At 42.8% G+C, this 16,364-nt stretch carries 14 protein-coding genes; all 14 read right to left on the bottom strand.

Features of this window, described 5'->3' with window-relative positions; all coding sequences use genetic code 11:
* Positions 1 to 81 precede the first annotated feature (81 nt).
* The 14 genes from rbfA to frr all read right to left on the bottom strand — a co-directional run bounded on the left by rbfA (position 82) and on the right by frr (position 16,364).
* On the bottom strand, positions 82 to 435 hold the full coding sequence (gene rbfA / locus M1M80_RS09150; protein ID WP_060398641.1) for a 30S ribosome-binding factor RbfA: 354 nt from the start codon (positions 433 to 435) through the stop codon (positions 82 to 84).
* A gap of 16 nt (positions 436 to 451) precedes the next feature.
* Positions 452 to 730 (bottom strand): DUF503 domain-containing protein, encoded by a 279-nt coding sequence (locus tag M1M80_RS09145; RefSeq protein WP_060398640.1) that lies wholly within the window; start codon positions 728 to 730, stop codon positions 452 to 454.
* Positions 727 to 2,880, bottom strand: coding sequence for a translation initiation factor IF-2 (gene infB, locus M1M80_RS09140; RefSeq protein ID WP_060398639.1), 2,154 nt, complete (start codon positions 2,878 to 2,880; stop codon positions 727 to 729). The genes M1M80_RS09145 and infB overlap by 4 nt, the downstream gene beginning before the upstream one ends.
* Positions 2,881 to 2,899: 19 nt before the next feature.
* Positions 2,900 to 3,202, bottom strand: coding sequence for a YlxQ family RNA-binding protein (locus tag M1M80_RS09135; RefSeq protein WP_003220946.1), 303 nt, complete (start codon positions 3,200 to 3,202; stop codon positions 2,900 to 2,902).
* Position 3,203: 1 nt separating this feature from the next.
* Entirely contained in the window at positions 3,204 to 3,479 is a 276-nt protein-coding gene (gene rulR, locus M1M80_RS09130) for a glucose-induced regulator RulR (RefSeq protein ID WP_010334283.1), read from the bottom strand.
* Between the two features lie 13 nt (positions 3,480 to 3,492).
* Positions 3,493 to 4,611, bottom strand: coding sequence for a transcription termination factor NusA (gene nusA / locus M1M80_RS09125; protein ID WP_003220941.1), 1,119 nt, complete (start codon positions 4,609 to 4,611; stop codon positions 3,493 to 3,495).
* Positions 4,612 to 4,645: 34 nt separating this feature from the next.
* Positions 4,646 to 5,116: a ribosome maturation factor RimP gene (gene rimP, locus M1M80_RS09120; RefSeq protein ID WP_003220940.1), complete on the bottom strand. Its 471-nt coding sequence runs from the start codon at positions 5,114 to 5,116 to the stop codon at positions 4,646 to 4,648.
* Positions 5,117 to 5,446: 330 nt separating this feature from the next.
* Entirely contained in the window at positions 5,447 to 9,760 is a 4,314-nt protein-coding gene (locus M1M80_RS09115) for a PolC-type DNA polymerase III (protein WP_003238501.1), read from the bottom strand.
* A gap of 108 nt (positions 9,761 to 9,868) precedes the next feature.
* Complete coding sequence (gene proS, locus M1M80_RS09110; RefSeq protein ID WP_060398638.1) at positions 9,869 to 11,563, bottom strand: proline--tRNA ligase; 1,695 nt, start codon at positions 11,561 to 11,563, stop codon at positions 9,869 to 9,871.
* Between the two features lie 32 nt (positions 11,564 to 11,595).
* Positions 11,596 to 12,864, bottom strand: a complete 1,269-nt coding sequence (rseP, locus tag M1M80_RS09105; protein ID WP_080030823.1) for an RIP metalloprotease RseP — start codon at positions 12,862 to 12,864, stop codon at positions 11,596 to 11,598.
* Positions 12,865 to 12,870: 6 nt separating this feature from the next.
* Positions 12,871 to 14,022 carry a 1-deoxy-D-xylulose-5-phosphate reductoisomerase gene (gene dxr / locus M1M80_RS09100; protein ID WP_003238505.1) on the bottom strand — a complete coding sequence of 384 codons (1,152 nt, stop codon included), beginning with the start codon at positions 14,020 to 14,022 and terminating at the stop codon, positions 12,871 to 12,873.
* A 61-nt stretch (positions 14,023 to 14,083) separates the two neighbouring features.
* A complete protein-coding gene (cdsA, locus tag M1M80_RS09095) occupies positions 14,084 to 14,890 on the bottom strand; it encodes a phosphatidate cytidylyltransferase (RefSeq protein WP_080429006.1) in 807 nt (268 codons plus the stop codon).
* Positions 14,891 to 14,893: 3 nt separating this feature from the next.
* On the bottom strand, positions 14,894 to 15,676 hold the full coding sequence (locus tag M1M80_RS09090; protein ID WP_060398636.1) for an isoprenyl transferase: 783 nt from the start codon (positions 15,674 to 15,676) through the stop codon (positions 14,894 to 14,896).
* A 130-nt stretch (positions 15,677 to 15,806) separates the two neighbouring features.
* Complete coding sequence (frr, locus tag M1M80_RS09085; RefSeq protein ID WP_060398635.1) at positions 15,807 to 16,364, bottom strand: ribosome recycling factor; 558 nt, start codon at positions 16,362 to 16,364, stop codon at positions 15,807 to 15,809.

The raw sequence follows: 16,364 nt of genomic DNA, 5'->3' as shown, positions 1-16,364 counted from the left end.
GTCCTTTCACTCCTTCTTTTGAGCTTTTCTCTTTAAAACGCAGAAAAGAGGACAGACGATATACGCCTATCCTCTCCATTTTTATTCAGATGGTTTCTCTGAATGTATTTCGTGAATCAATGTTTCGATACGATTTCCGTAATCGATTGATTCATCGAACTCAAATTCAATTTCAGGCGTTTTTCGAAGTCTGATACGGCTGCCAATTTCGGATCGGATAAATCCTTTCGCTTTAGCCAGCCCTTTCAGCGCTTCCTCCCGTTTTTTCTGGTCACCGAGAACCGAGATATACACCTTTGCAATTTGCAAATCACCTGATACACGTACATCCGTTACTGTCAGAAAACCAATTCTCGGGTCTTTCAGCTTCCGGCTGATAATATCACCGAGTTCTTTTTTCATTTGCTCGCCGACACGGTTTGCTCTCATACTCAATTCAATCACCTCTAAGTTAAAACCACTCTGTTCTAGTGATCGTCCGTTCAATTTCAGGAAAAGAATCGATAAACGCCAAAACGCGCTGCAGCTCTTTTTCTGTTTGAACGCGAGAGGAAGAAACAGCGGCGATTCCAAAGCTGGTTCTTTGCCAAGTGTCCTGAAAGCCAATCTCCGCAATCGAAACATTGAACTTATTTTGAACCCTGGTTACGATCCGCTTCAGAACGGCACGCTTTTCTTTTAGCGATCCTGCGTCATAAATGATGCATTCACACTCCGCAAATCCGATCACGTTCTTTCAATTTCTTGCATGACAAACGCTTCAAGGATGTCACCTTCACGAATGTCATTGTATTTCTTAATTGTAATACCACATTCATAGCCTTGTGAAACTTCTTTCACATCGTCTTTAAAGCGTTTCAGAACGTCTACTTCGCCTTCGAAGATGACGACGCCGTCACGAATTAAACGGAGGCCGCTGTCGCGCGTAATGGTTCCTTCAGTAACATATCCGCCTGCAATTGTACCGATTTTAGATACTTTGAATGTTTGGCGCACTTCTACTTGACCAATTACTTTTTCTTCATATTCAGGATCAAGCATACCTTTCATGGCAGCTTCAATCTCGTCGATTACTTTGTAAATGATACGGTGAAGTCGAATATCTACATTTTCAGCTTCAGCCGTACTCTTAGCATTTCCGTCCGGTCTCACATTAAACCCGATAACAATTGCATTGGAAGCAGATGCCAAGATAATGTCAGATTCAGTAATCGCACCAACGCCTGTATGGATGATTTTCACTTTAACGCCTTCTACTTCAATTTTTTGAAGTGCGGCCGTTAAAGCTTCAGCAGATCCTTGAACGTCAGCTTTTACGATGATGTTGATGTCTTTTACATCACCTTGTTTAATTTGCTCGAATAAGTCATCAAGACTGAGCTTCGCTTTATCGCTGCGCTGCTCTTCAAGCTGTTTCGAAGCACGGGCTTCCCCGACAGAACGAGCTGTTTTTTCATCTTTAAAGACAAGGAATTGGTCTCCCGCTTGAGGGACATCATTCAAACCGGTAATTTCAACCGGAGTTGACGGGCCGGCAGTTTTCACACGGCGTCCAATGTCGTTAACCATTGCACGGACACGGCCGAATGTGTTGCCGACTACGATCGGATCACCGACATGCAGTGTTCCAGTCTGTACGAGCAATGTCGCAACTGATCCTCTGCCTTTATCAAGTTCCGCTTCAATAACCGTTCCTTTTGCCTTGCGGTTCGGGTTCGCTTTCAGTTCCTCTACTTCACTGACAAGCAAAATCATTTCAACGAGTTCATCAATGCCTTTTCCAGTTAAAGCGGAAAGCGGAACAAAAATTGTTTCTCCGCCCCAAGCTTCAGGGACAAGCCCGTATTCCGTCAGTTCTTGCATCACACGGTCAGGATTTGCGGATTCTTTATCAATTTTATTCACAGCAACGATAATGGGAACCTCAGCTGCTTTTGCATGGTTAATCGCTTCTACTGTTTGCGGCATTACACCGTCATCAGCAGCAACAACGAGAATTGTAATATCAGTTACTTCTGCACCGCGTGCACGCATTGTTGTAAATGCGGCGTGACCCGGAGTATCCAAGAACGTAATTTTCTTGCCGTTCTCTTCAATTTGGTAAGCACCGATATGCTGAGTGATTCCGCCTGCTTCTCCTTCAACAACCTTCGTTTTACGGATGCTGTCAAGAAGCGTCGTTTTCCCATGGTCAACGTGACCCATGATCGTAACGACAGGAGGACGAATTTCGAGATCCTCTTCATTATCAGGCTCTTCGTATTTTTCCAGCTCTGTTTCTTCAAGCACAATGACTTCTTCTGTTTCAACACCATATTCTGATGCAATGAGTTCAATTGTATCTTTATCAAGCTCTTGGTTGATGGTTGCCATTACACCAAGAAGCATCAGCTTTTTAATGATTTCTGAAGGCTCTTTGCCAAGCTCTTCAGCCAGTGCGCCGACTGTTAAAGTACCGGAGAACGTAATTTTCTCAGGAAGCTCTTTTTTCGGCTTTACAGGCTTTTGCTGATATTGATTTTTATTGTTGTTGTTACGTTTATTTTTTTTGTTGTTGTTATTCTTCTTGTTTTTGTTAAATTGATTATTCTGCACGTCATTCTTCTTTCCGTCTCGAATTTTATTTGGTTGATTTCCAGCTGATTGCTGATTAACCCCTTGCGGCTGTTTGTTTTTGTTCGTTTCTGCAGGCTTTTGAGATTTAGCGGCTGCGCTTGCGCCGCCTTTTTTATATTTGGCATCAAGCTGTTTAATGGCCTTTTCTTCAAGCATGGCCATATGATTATTCACTTCTAAATCCATGTTTTTCAGTGCGGTCAAAATTTCCTTACTTGAAACATTTAACGCTTTTGCATATTCGTATACTCTCATTTTAGCCATTCGTTCACCCCCAAAAATATTAATCGAGCAAGCTGATCAGCTTATTCGCAAAACCTTGGTCAGTGACGGCGACAACGACACGGGCTTCTTTACCGATAGAGCGTCCAAGAACCGCGCGACTCTCGACTTTTTTATAAGGGACTTTATAATAATTGCACTTGTCGGTTACTTTTTTTGCTGTATTAGATGATGCATCCTCTGTAAGCAGGACAAGCTTTGCACGCGCATTCCTGATTTCTTTAATTACCAAGTCCTCGCCTGACACGACCTTACGAGCTCGATTGGCCAGACCCAGCAAGGGAAACCATTCCATTCCAGACATTTTATTTTTTCACCTTTTCCGCCAGCTCCAGCAATTCTTCGAAAATCTGGTCATCGATTTGTGATTGAAATTGATTTTGTAAAGTGTTTTTCTTTTTTGCTGCTAAGATGCACTCTTTATCCAGCGTTAAATAAGCACCCCGCCCGTTCTTTTTTCCGGTCGGGTCTACTGAGATTTCGCCTTCTTTCGAACGTACAACTCGGATCAGTTCCTTTTTAGGCTTCATTTCCCCAGTCACTACACATTTGCGTAACGGGATCTTCTTGTGTTTATTCACCTAAGGTCACCTCTTATTCATCCGATTCAGCAGTTTCAGGCTCCGTAAAGAGCGGCTCATCGTCTTCTTCTTCAAGTTCTCTCGGATAGATTCCAAGTTCTCTTGCGTCCGTTTCGCTCTTAATATCAATCTTCCAGCCTGTCAGTTTAGCAGCTAAGCGTGCGTTTTGTCCTCTTTTGCCAATCGCCAGAGACAGCTGGTAATCAGGAACGATAACAGTTGTCGCTTTTTCTTCTTCATTAACGATGACATCCAGCACTTTCGAAGGGCTGAGCGCATTCGCGACAAATTCTACAGGATCACTGGACCAGTTGACAATGTCAATTTTTTCACCTTTTAATTCATTGACGATCGCCTGAACACGCTGGCCTTTAGGGCCTACGCATGAGCCGACAGGATCCACGTCAGGATCATCTGTGCGGACAGAAATTTTTGAACGGTCGCCGGCTTCTCTGGCAACAGATTTCAGCTCGACAGTTCCATCATAAATTTCGGGCACTTCAATTTCAAACAAACGCTTTAACAGGCCTGGATGTGTTCTTGACACATAAATCTGCGGACCCTTCGTCGTTTTTTCTACTTTTGTGATATATACCTTAATGCGGTCATGAGGCTTGTAGCTTTCATTCGGCATTTGCTCATTAACCGGCAGCAAGGCTTCAATTTTGCCTAAAGACACGTAGATAAACTTATTGTCCAGACGCTGGACAATACCCGTCATGATGTCTTCTTCACGGTCGATAAATTCAGAATAAATCACACCGCGCTCAGCTTCGCGCACACGCTGTGTGACAACCTGCTTCGCTGTTTGAGCAGCTATGCGCCCGAAATCCTTAGGTGTTACTTCGATTTCGACGACATCGCCGACCATATATTCCGGATGGATGCCCTGCGCCTCTTCAATAGAGATCTCCAGTCTTTGGTCGTATACTTCGTCAACGACATCTTTTCTTGCAAATACACGGATGGAGCCTGTTTCACGGTTTAAATCCACTCGTACATTTTGCGCTTGATTAAAATTCCGCTTATAAGCAGAAATTAACGCAGCTTCGATTGCTTCAATGATAATTTCTTTACTGATGCCTTTTTCTTTTTCAAGAATCGTGAGAGCATCTAATAATTCACTGCTCATTTAACGGTCTCCCCCCTTAAAACATTTGTATTCATTAGAATGTAACAGCTAATCTTGCATTAGCTATCTTTTCATACGGAATATTGATCCGTTTCTTTCTTGTTTTGATCGTGATCTCAACTGTCACTGTTTGTCCATCAAATTCAGCCAGTTCACCTTCAAACACTTTAACGCCCTCAATAGGCTCATACGTCTTAATGTACACATTTTTCCCAAGTGATTTTTCGAAATCGGCCTTTTTCTTTAGCGGACGCTCAGCTCCCGGAGATGAAACTTCAAGAAAGTAATTTTGGCTGATTGGATCTGCCTCATCAAGCTTTTCGCTTAAAGCTTCGCTTACTTTGGCACATTCCTCAATATCCACACCGTCATCGGAATCAATAAACACGCGAAGGAACCAGCTTTGACCCTCTTTGACAAATTCAATGTCAACGAGTTCAAGCTGAAGGCTGTCTACGATTGGCTGAGCCATTTCTTGAACGGTGTCAGTCACTTTTTTGCTCATGTTCTTCCTCCTTGTGCTGTCGATCTCATATTCGTCTCGTCACTCTGCATAAAAACCCTGCTTCAAAAGAGCAGGGGCTAAAAAGTAAACGATGAACATGTCGAGACAAAATTCTCTTGTTCAATACAAAAGAGCGGGTTTCCCCACTCTTTGCCTCGGTAATCGTTAGCATTTCCAATAAAACTATACCATAACCATATTTTTATTGCAAATGGATATACGCTTACCTTCATACCTAAGCAAATAACAGAGACTCTAATGTTACGATGGCACTTTTTACGCCTATGTATGCATAGAAGCAGAATTTCCAGAGAAATTCTGCTTTCCATGTTAGAACAGTGACAATTGGTTTTGATCAGGCAGTGATTCCAAGCAGCCATGACGATCTAAATACTCTAGAATCGTTTTTGACACTTTCCCTCTCTTTTGTAAATCTTCTTTCGAGAGGAATTCGCCTTCTTCACGAGCCTTTACAATGTTCAGAGCGGCGTTCGTCCCTAATCCAGGAATGGAGTTAAACGGCGGGATAAGACTGTTGCCGTCAATAATAAACTCTGTAGCGCTGGAGCGATATAAATCGACTTTTTGGAATGAATAGCCTCTTTCACACATTTCAAGCGCTAATTCTAAAACAGTGAGAAGGTTTTTTTCCTTCGGTGAAGCATCAAGTCCTTTAGAGTTAATATCCTCCATTACAGCCTTGATTGCTGTAGAACCCTTGATCATTGTATCGATATCAAAATCGTCTGCACGAACGGTAAAATAAGCCGCATAATACAAAAGCGCGTGATGGACTTTAAAGTAAGCAATGCGGACTGCCATTAATACATAAGCTGCGGCGTGGGCTTTCGGGAACATGTATTTAATCTTTTTACAAGAATCAATATACCAGTCTGGGACATTGTTATTTTTCATTTCTTCTTCCCATTCAGGCGTTAATCCTTTTCCTTTACGCACAAATTCCATGATTTTAAAGGCAAGGGACGGCTCAAGGCCCTGATAGATTAAGTAAACCATAATGTCATCACGGCAGCCGATAACCTCACTCAGCTCACAAATATTATTGTGGATGAGCTCTTGCGCATTGCCGAGCCATACATCAGTTCCGTGAGACAAGCCCGAAATCTGAACGAGCTCGGAAAAAGTTGTCGGCTTTGTGTCTTCAAGCATCTGCCGGACAAATCGGGTTCCGAATTCTGGGATTCCAAGAGTGCCCGTTTTACAGCCGATCTGTTCTTCTGTAACACCGAGTGATTCGGTTCCCTGGAAGATCTTCATCACTTCAGGATCATCTGTTGGAATTGTTTTCGGATCAATTCCGCTTAAGTCCTGAAGCATCCGAATGACGGTCGGGTCATCGTGTCCGAGAATATCGAGTTTCAACAGGTTGTCATGAATGGAGTGGAAATCAAAATGAGTCGTTTTCCACTCCGAACCCGTGGCATCTGCCGGGAACTGAATTGGTGAAAAATCATAAATATCCATATAATCTGGAACAACGATAATACCCCCAGGGTGCTGTCCAGTCGTCCGTTTTACACCTGTACATCCCTGTACGAGCCGATCTACTTCGGCCCCGCGCATGTGAAGGTTATTGTCTCCGGCATAGCCTTTTACATAACCATAAGCTGTTTTTTCTGCAACAGTGCCTATTGTTCCCGCACGATATACATTGTCTTCTCCGAACAATACTTTTGTGTAATTGTGTGCTTGCGGCTGATATTCCCCTGAGAAGTTCAAATCGATATCAGGTACTTTGTCCCCTTTAAATCCTAAGAACGTTTCAAACGGAATATCATGGCCGTCTTTTTTCAAAGGCGTTCCGCAATGAGGACATGTCTTGTCAGGCAGGTCAAAACCGGAACCGACAGAACCATCATTAAAGAACTCAGAATGCTGGCACTCAGAGCATACATAGTGCGGCGGCAGCGGGTTCACCTCAGTGATCTCAGTAAGCGTCGCAACTAATGAAGATCCTACGGAACCACGGGAACCTACGAGATACCCGTCATCTAGTGAACGTTTTACAAGTTTGTGAGAGATCAAATAAATAACAGCGAAGCCGTGTCCAATGATACTCTTTAATTCTTTTTCAATCCGCGCTTCTACAATTTCAGGCAGCTGTTCGCCGTAAATGCTTCTTGCACGCTGATAGCTCATTTCTCTGATCTCTTCATCAGCGCCTTCGATTTTCGGTGTATACAAATCATCTTTAATCGGCTTGATGTCATCAATTAAAGAAGCAACCTTTTGGGTATTGGTGACAACGATTTCCTTCGCTTTTTCTTCGCCTAAGAAAGAAAATGCTTCAAGCATTTCGTCTGTCGTTCTGAAATGCACTTTCGGCAGTTCATGCCTGTTCAGCGGATTGGCCCCGCCTTGAGAGGATATTAAAATCTTTCTGTAGATTTTATCCTCATCATTCAAGTAATGAACATTTCCCGTAGCAACAACCGGTTTATTAAGCTTTTCACCCAGTTTCGTGATATTCGCAATAATTTCTTTCAGCGACTTTTCATCACGGACCAGCTCAAGCTCTAGCAAGTGACGGTACACTTCAGGCGGCTGAACCTCAAGATAATCATAGAATGACGCGACATCTTCAACCTCTTCAGGCGATTTTTGCATCATCCCTTCAAAAACCTCTCCCCTGTCACAGGCCGAACCGATCAGAAGCCCTTCCCTGTATTTCTCAAGTTGAGATCTCGGAATACGAGGCACTCTGTAAAAATAATGAATATGAGAAAGTGACACAAGCTTAAATAAATTTTTAAGCCCCGTGCTGTTCACAGCAAGTAATGTTGCATGATACGGTCTTGATCTTTGATAAGCGTTGGACTGTCCCATATTTTCATTCAGCTCATCATGGTACTGAATGCCTTTTTCAGCTGCGTCCTTCAGCATTTTCAGGAGCAAATAAGCCGTCGCTTCAGTATCGTATATCGCACGGTGGTGCTGTGTGAGTTCGATATCAAACTTTTTACAGAGTGTGTTCAGACGGTGGTTCTTAAATTCCGGATAGAGAAAACGGCCTAGCTCAAGCGTATCAATGACTGGGTTTTTAGCTTTTTCGACTTCAAGAAGCTTTTTATAGGCTACATTTAAGAATCCCATATCAAAGCTCGCATTATGAGCGACAAGGATATCATTGCCGATCCATTCTCTGAAATCTCTTATCACGTCTACGACATCCGGAGCGTCGCGAAGCATATCATCGGTGATGCCAGTAAGCTCTATGATTGTGGCTGAAAGCGGACGATGCGGGTTCGCAAACGCCTCAAATTTATCAATAATTTCTCCGCCTTTTACTTTTACTGCAGCCAGCTCAATAATGGTATCGTATACAGCAGACAGTCCTGTTGTCTCGACGTCAAAAACAACGTATGTTTCTTCCTCAAGCAGACGGTGTGCAGCGTTATAAGCAATTGGCACGCCGTCATCAACAAGATTCGCCTCCATCCCGTAGATCATTTTAATTCCATGCTTCTTGGCGGCAGAATACGCATCAGGGAAGGATTGAACGACAGCATGGTCAGTCAAAGCAATGGCCTCATGCCCCCATTTTTTTGCCTGTTCGACAAGCTTTCCGATACCCGTCACAGCATCCATTTGGCTCATCGGGGAATGCAGGTGCAATTCCACTCTTTTTTCTCCTTCAGGAGCCGTATCTTCGCGGGTTTTCGCTTTCATTTCATTTACGTCATTTGCGATCATGACGAGATCTCTGACGAAAGTGTCATTTTGAATACTTCCGCGTGCTTTTACCCACATTCCTTTTTTCAGAGACTTCATCAGTGCCGCATCTTCTTTTTCACGTGCAAACATTTTGATTAAAATACTATTTGTGTAGTCTGTAATTTTGAAGATGCATAGCGTGCGCCCACTTTTCAGCTCTCGGGTCTCCACATCAAACACATAACCCTGAACCGTAATTCTCCGTTCTTCGTCCATGATGCTGTCAAGTGTCCGGATTTCTTCGTTATCTTTAATTTGATAACCGATGACAAGAGGCCCAGATGGCGCTTGATCTTCATCACTTTCTTTGTCTTTCTTCTCCATTTCAATCAGCGCTTGCATGGCCCGCTCTTGGTCTTCTGCAAGCTTTTGTTCCCGAAACTTTTGAACTTCTTGCTCGGATACAAATATTTCGGCATCAAGTTGAAGGTCCGGGAAACCAAATTGACGGTAGCCTGCTTGAATCATGGAACTATATTTGTTCTTAAGTGCAGCAGCTTCCGTATCCGTTTTTGTTTTGACAATCAGTTTATTGCCCTTCAGCTTCGGTTTTTGCTGGTTTAATAGACTGATAATCGGCGGCGAAATGCCTTGCAATTCTTCAATGCAGCGTGACCAGTAGTCTTGTACAAGACTTTCGCTGACCTCTGCATCTTGCACTTCGATTGAAGATGTAACTTTTGCTATGTGGGCAAACGATTGCGTCAGCCTCATTGTTAATGTGTCATATATTTGAAAAGGCAGCAAAGATTTAAATTGAAAATGAAAATGCCAAGACTTTGTCGCTTTGTGTATCGTCAGCTTTTTAATCTCGCCATCTTCAAAGTATGTCATGAAGGTATCATCTGTCATATTAATCTGCTGCAGAAGAATTTGAAACTGCCTTCTGTTTACTGATAACTGTTCCATTCAGACAGTATCCCTCCCTAAAAACATCATAAGTGAAGGTACCTCAGGCAATGAGGTACCTTCTATTATTTCTATTTTAACATGTTTTTTAATAAATCGTTATGGTGATTACTGCTTGCTGACAAAAGCAGATAATTCGTCTACTGAAATCTCAGTTGACTCACCCGTTTTACGGATCTTCACTTCGACAATTCCTTCGTCAGCCCGTTTTCCGACAGTGATGCGGATTGGCAGCCCGATTAGATCTGAATCAGCAAATTTTACGCCGGCGCGCTCAGCACGATCGTCATAGAGCACTCCATAGCCTTCCGCTTTTAAATCGGCATACAGCTTTTCAGCAAGCTCTCTTTGGGCATCGTTTTTCATGTTCAAAGCAAGAATATGAAGATCGTACGGCGCAACGCTTTTGGGCCAGATTAACCCTTTTTCGTCGTGATGCTGTTCAGCAATAGCAGAAAGCGTTCTTGACACACCGATTCCGTAACAGCCCATCAGCATTGGCTGCGCGCGTCCGTTTTCGTCTAAGTATGTCGCATTCATCGCTTCTGAATATCGTGTTCCGAGCTTAAAGACTTGTCCGACTTCGATTCCTTCCGCAAAGCGGATTGTGCCTTTACCGTCTGGTGAAGGATCACCTTCTTTAATAAATCGAAGATCGGCAAATTCTTTAATTTGCGCATCACGGTTCACGTTGACATTTTGATAATGATGATCTCCTTCATTCGCACCGGCAACAGCATTGACCATTGCTTTCACAGCATGATCGGCATATACTTCAACATCTTGATTGACACCGACAGGGCCGACAAATCCTGGCTCTGTTCCGAGCTGCTGAATGACCTCTTCATGTGAGGCAAGCTCCACAACTTCTGCATGAAGCAAGTTTTTCACTTTAATATCGTTGACTTCATGGTCGCCTCTTACAAGCACTAAGACAAAACGGTCATCTGCTTTAAACAATACTGACTTAATGCAGGCTTCAGCGGAAACCTGTAAAAACGCAGTCAGTTCTTCGATTGTTTTCACGTTAGGCGTGTGAATTTTCTCTAAAGCTTTAGGCTCTTCATCAGAAGAGACCTCTTGATAAAGAACTTCAGCCATTTCGATATTCGCCGCATACTGTGATTCATCAGAATACGCAATTGTATCCTCTCCGATTGCAGACAGTGCCATAAACTCGTGCGTATCCTTTCCTCCCATTGCGCCTGAATCGGCGATGACAGGTCTTACATTAATGCCGCAGCGGGCAAAAATATTAGAATAGGCCTCGTACATTTTTTGATACGTTTCATCCAGACTCTCTTCAGATGCATGGAAAGAATACGCATCCTTCATAATAAATTCGCGGCCTCTTAACAAACCAAAGCGAGGACGTTTTTCATCTCTGAACTTAGACTGAATTTGATACAGAGTCAGAGGGAGACGCTTATAGGATTTAACCTCATCGCGAACAAGTGAAGTGATAACTTCCTCATGCGTTGCTCCTAAAGCAAACTCACGGCCATGACGGTCTTTTAGTCTCATCAGTTCAGGACCATACGTATACCATCTGCCTGATTCCTGCCATGTCTCAGCCTGCTGCAATGCGGGCATAAGCATTTCTACGGCATCAATTTTCTCCATTTCTTCACGAACAATCTGCTGAATGTTTTGAATCACCTTATACGCAAGAGGCATATAGCTGTATACCCCGCTCGTATTCTGTCTGATAAATCCTGCTCTCAGAAGAAGCTGATGACTTTTTGCTTCGGCATCAGCTGGAACTTCACGGAGCGTAGGAATAAGCGTCAAGCTTTGTCTCATTTCTTCGCACCTCTGATTGATTTACTTTTCGTTTACAAGAACAGCCGCTGGATATCGTTCCATGTGACGACCAGCATAAGAAGCATTAAGAAAGCTACCCCGATAAACACAACAAATGCTTCTTTTTCTCTGTTAATCGGTTTGCCCCGAATCGCTTCAATAAATAGAAATAACAGCCTTCCTCCGTCAAGTGCCGGAATCGGAAGCAAGTTGACAATCCCAAGGTTAATGCTTAAAAACGCAGCAAACTGGAATAAGTTAACTAACCCCGTTTTCGCCACTTGGTCTGTCATATCATATATGCCGACAGGACCTGACAACATATCAAGTTTAAATTGGCCTGTTACTAATTTGCTTAAGTTGGTTAAAATGGCTTTGGTGACATCAACTGTTGATGTCGCGCCGTAAGCAACTGCTGAGAGAACGCCTTTTTCAGTCGGCGCATAGGAACCGAAACGTCCGATTGTCTTTTTGCTCTCATCTTTCACAGCTTCCGGAGTCACTGAAATATGAAGCGTTTTGTTATCTCTTTTTACTGCAACATCCATTTCTTTTTCCGGGTTTTCTTTTACAGCGGAGACAATGTCAGTCCAAGACCTCATTTTCTCACCGTTAATGCTTTGAATGTAATCCCCTTCTTTTAGCCCTGCCTCGGCCGCCCTTCCATTGTCAGTCAGCTGCCCGAGCACAGGCTCATTTGACGGCACGCCTTGAACAAGTCCAAGCATTACTAAAATGACGTAAGCTAAAATAAAGTTCATAATCGGTCCTGCAGCAATCGCTTTAATCCGCTGCCACACAGGTTTGGAACCAAATTGGCGATTATACGGCGCAATCTGTACCTCTTCTCCGTCTACAATGAAAAAGGATGTTTCGCTGACAGTAAAGCTGGAAAGCTCATCCTCTTTCCCCTGTTCATAGCCGGTGATCTTCATGTCATGCTCTAAATCCGCTGTTTCCACTTCAATGACTAAAGCATCCGGGTATTTTTCCTTTTGATTGATGATGACTTTCTCAACTTGATCATCTTTATTAAAGAGAAGCCCGACCGTGTAACCGGGTTTCACCTCAATCATTTCCGGGTCTTCGCCTGCCATACGGACAAATCCGCCGACCGGAAGCAGCCTGATCGTATAAACTGTTTCATTTTTTTTGAAAGAAAAAATTTTTGGACCGAAGCCGATCGCAAATTCACGGCAGAGAATTCCCGCTCTTTGGGCTAGCAATAAATGGCCCAGTTCATGGAAGAAAACGAGCGTTCCGAAAATAATGATAAACGCTATAACTGTATTCACGAACATACCACCTTATGTGAGTATTGAATTGACGTATCCCCGGGTATCTTTGTCCACTTCTTGAATGTCCGCCAGGCTCGGTTTTTTCATTACCTGATGGCGGGATAGTGCCTTTTCGATACAGTCTTCAATAGCCAAAAACGGTATCTTGCCGGCTAAAAAGGCAGCGACAGCTACTTCATTTGCCGCATTTAGCACTGTCGGCATTGTTCCTCCTATTTTACCTGATTCAAAAGCAAATTGTAAGCATCGGAACCTGTCAAAATCAGCTTTCTCAAAATGGAGGCTGCCGATTTCCCATAATTCAAGCCTTTTCGCATCTGGTAATGGCAACCGGTCAGGATAAGTGAGCGCATATTGGATTGGAACTCTCATATCCGGAGTTCCGAGCTGTGCGATCACACTTTTGTCATGAAACTCAACCATTGAATGGATGATGCTCTCCTTATGTAAAACTACATCAATTTGTTCATATGGTATATCGAATAGCCAATGTGCCTCGATCACCTCTAATCCCTTATTCATCATTGTAGCCGAATCAATCGTAATTTTTGCACCCATTGACCAATTCGGGTGTTTTAATGCATCCTCAACTGTTACTGATTCGAGCTCCTCCCGCGTCTTGTCCCGAAAGCTTCCGCCGGATGCTGTAATGATGAGGCGTTCAATGTTTTTAGCCTGTTCGCCTTGAAGGGCTTGAAAAATTGCCGAATGCTCACTGTCAACAGGCAGCAGCGGAACATCATATTTCTTAGCATGTTCTTTTACTATATGCCCTGCAGTGACAAGAGTTTCCTTATTTGCAAGCGCAATTGTTTTTTTCTGTTCAATTGCCTTTAACGTCGGGATAAGACCGACGCTTCCGAGCAAGGCGTTGACAACAATGTCAACCTCCTCCATCACTGCAGCTTCTATCAGTCCTTCTTCTCCCAGCCCGATTTGGCATTCAAAAGAAAAAGACATTTGTTTTAATTTATGATATGTATCCAGATCACCGACAGAGACAAACTTCGGCTGAAAGGCCTCAATCATTGGTACGGCCTTATCAATATTTCTGCCAAACGACATAGATACCAGCTGAAATTGATCTTGATGCGTACGCAATACGTCAAGAGTCTGTTCACCGATTGATCCTGTTGCTCCTAAAAGACAAATATTTTTCAAAGCTGCCACTACTCCTATTCTTTTTGCTGCATGATCAGTCTCATATTCATATTAGACTTTTTTATGAAAAAAGGGCAAGCAGAAAGTACAAGAAAGGCATGACAAACAAGAAACTGTCAAAACGGTCTAATATACCGCCATGCCCGGGAAGAATCTTCCCAGAATCCTTTACATCGTAATGTCTTTTCAAAGCGGATTCCACTAAATCTCCAAGTTGTCCGAAAACAGACAAAAACAGCGTGATCAAAAGCAGATAGATATACGGGATCGGAAGATGTGCAAAAAGCTGAAAAATCGTCGCCAGTACAAGTGCGATGACAATTCCGCCTGCAAATCCTTCCACTGTTTTATTCGGACTGATTTCAGGCCACAGTTTTCGCTTACCAAGCGCTTTCCCGACAAAATATGCACCGGAATCAGTGGACCAAATCACAACACACGCGTAAAAAATGTATGTTAACCCGTATTGGTCAAGATTTCTGATTTCTATAAAATAATGAAAACACATTCCGATGTAAATTGCTGCAAGCGTAATAAACCCGACTTCATCAAAAGTAAAGGTATTTTTCACCAACACTGTGTAAGTCAGCAAAAGCAGTACCGCAAACAAAGCGATTTCCATTTTTGAAATACCATTCGCTACAAACGAATACTGGCTTGGCAATAAGAACATCCACAATAATAAAAGACTGATCAAACCCGGCAGTGAAACCAGCTTCAGCTTTTTCATCCGTAAAAGCTCAAAAAGCGCCACACTGCCCATAGCATAAATTAATATGGTGAACGGCAATTTCCCGACAATAACCAAAAATAAAAATACAATTGCTGCCAGAACACCTGTCAAAATTCTTTGTTTCATGTCCACCATCCTCTAAATTCCGCCAAACCTCCGGCCCCTCTGCTGATATTCTCCTAACGCCTGTAAGAAGTGATCTTCTTTAAAGTCAGGCCACAAGACGTCAGTAAAGACAAATTCACTGTAGGCAACCTGCCATAGCATAAAATTGCTCAGTCTAATCTCGCCGCTCGTTCGAATTAAAAGTTCAGGATCCTGCAAAGATTCAGTCATTAAATAATTAGAAAAAAGCGATTCATCAATGTCTTCAATATCCAAAGAGCCTTCCTTCACTTTTTCCGCGAGTGCTTTTGCAGCAGTGACAATTTCAGTACGGCCTCCATAATTGAGAGCAAAATTAAGGATCATTCCGTCGTTTTGCGCCGTATCCTCTACAGCCTTTTCAATCGCACGTAATGTGTGCGCCGGCAAAGCCGTTTCATCTCCTATGATCCGAACCTGTACATTTTCCTCTACAAGCTCTGGAAGATACGTATTTAAAAATTCTTCTGGAAGCTTCATTAAAAAATCGACTTCCATTTTCGGCCTCTTCCAGTTTTCTGTTGAAAATGCATACAATGTCAGTACTTTGACACCTAGTTCGTTCGCAAGCTTCGTTGTCCTTTTTACCACCTTCATTCCTTCATGGTGGCCTGCAATTCGGGGAAGAGAGCGTTTTTTAGCCCAACGGCCATTTCCATCCATGATAATGGCGATGTGTTCGGGAATTTCTCCCTTAAGTATGTCTTCTTTTGTATAACGTTCTAAGTTGGAAGCCGCAGTTTGCTGGTTCTTCCAATTTTTGAGTATGTTGAGCATGAGATTCCTCCGTCACCCAAAAAGGTTGCATTCCCTGCTGATAACCGATGTAATCAACAGTATTAACAAAAAAACCCCCTGTAAACATGAGAGGGTCTTTTCACTATTATCTATTGTACATAGTTTTTCATTAAACTTCCATGATTTCTTTTTCTTTGTCTTTTGTGACACTGTCAATTTTTGACACATATTCATCTGTCAGTTTTTGAACGTCGTCAGTTGAAGCACGCAGTTCATCCTCAGTAATGTCTCCGTTTTTCTCAAGTTTTTTGAGATCATCGTTAGCATCACGGCGAACGTTACGGACAGCTACTTTCGCTTCTTCAGCATATTTTTTCACAACTTTTACTAATTCCTTGCGTCTTTCTTCTGTTAATGCCGGAATCGCAATTCGAATCATGTTGCCGTCACTTGTTGGCGTAAGGCCTAAATCAGCTTTTAAAATCGCTTTTTCGATATCGCCGATTGCTGATTTATCATATGGCGTTACAACGAGCATACGAGCTTCAGGCACGTTAATAGAAGACAGCTGATTTAAAGGTGTCTGTGCTCCGTAATATTCAACCGTTACTTTATCTAATAAAGATGGATTTGCACGACCTGCACGTACTGTAGCCAATTCGCGCTGATAAGCAGCAATTGCTTTTTCCATTTTTTCTTTTGTTTGAGTTAATACTTCTTTTGACAC

The sequence above is a fragment of the Bacillus inaquosorum genome, assembly GCF_023238325.1.
Lineage (GTDB): Bacteria > Bacillota > Bacilli > Bacillales > Bacillaceae > Bacillus > Bacillus inaquosorum.
The sequence above is the reverse complement of the archived record's forward strand: the minus strand, read 5'-3'. Positions and strand labels throughout refer to the sequence as shown.

Coding starts and splice junctions, on each gene's coding strand:
- infB (WP_060398639.1), bottom strand. CDS start 2,880: ATGGCTAAAATGAGAGTATACGAATATGCAAAAGCGTTAAATGTTTCA.
- M1M80_RS09135 (WP_003220946.1), bottom strand. CDS start 3,202: ATGTCTGGAATGGAATGGTTTCCCTTGCTGGGTCTGGCCAATCGAGCT.
- nusA (WP_003220941.1), bottom strand. CDS start 4,611: ATGAGCAGTGAATTATTAGATGCTCTCACGATTCTTGAAAAAGAAAAA.
- rimP (WP_003220940.1), bottom strand. CDS start 5,116: ATGAGCAAAAAAGTGACTGACACCGTTCAAGAAATGGCTCAGCCAATC.
- M1M80_RS09115 (WP_003238501.1), bottom strand. CDS start 9,760: ATGGAACAGTTATCAGTAAACAGAAGGCAGTTTCAAATTCTTCTGCAG.
- proS (WP_060398638.1), bottom strand. CDS start 11,563: ATGAGACAAAGCTTGACGCTTATTCCTACGCTCCGTGAAGTTCCAGCT.
- rseP (WP_080030823.1), bottom strand. CDS start 12,864: ATGTTCGTGAATACAGTTATAGCGTTTATCATTATTTTCGGAACGCTC.
- cdsA (WP_080429006.1), bottom strand. CDS start 14,890: ATGGTGGACATGAAACAAAGAATTTTGACAGGTGTTCTGGCAGCAATT.
- M1M80_RS09090 (WP_060398636.1), bottom strand. CDS start 15,676: ATGCTCAACATACTCAAAAATTGGAAGAACCAGCAAACTGCGGCTTCC.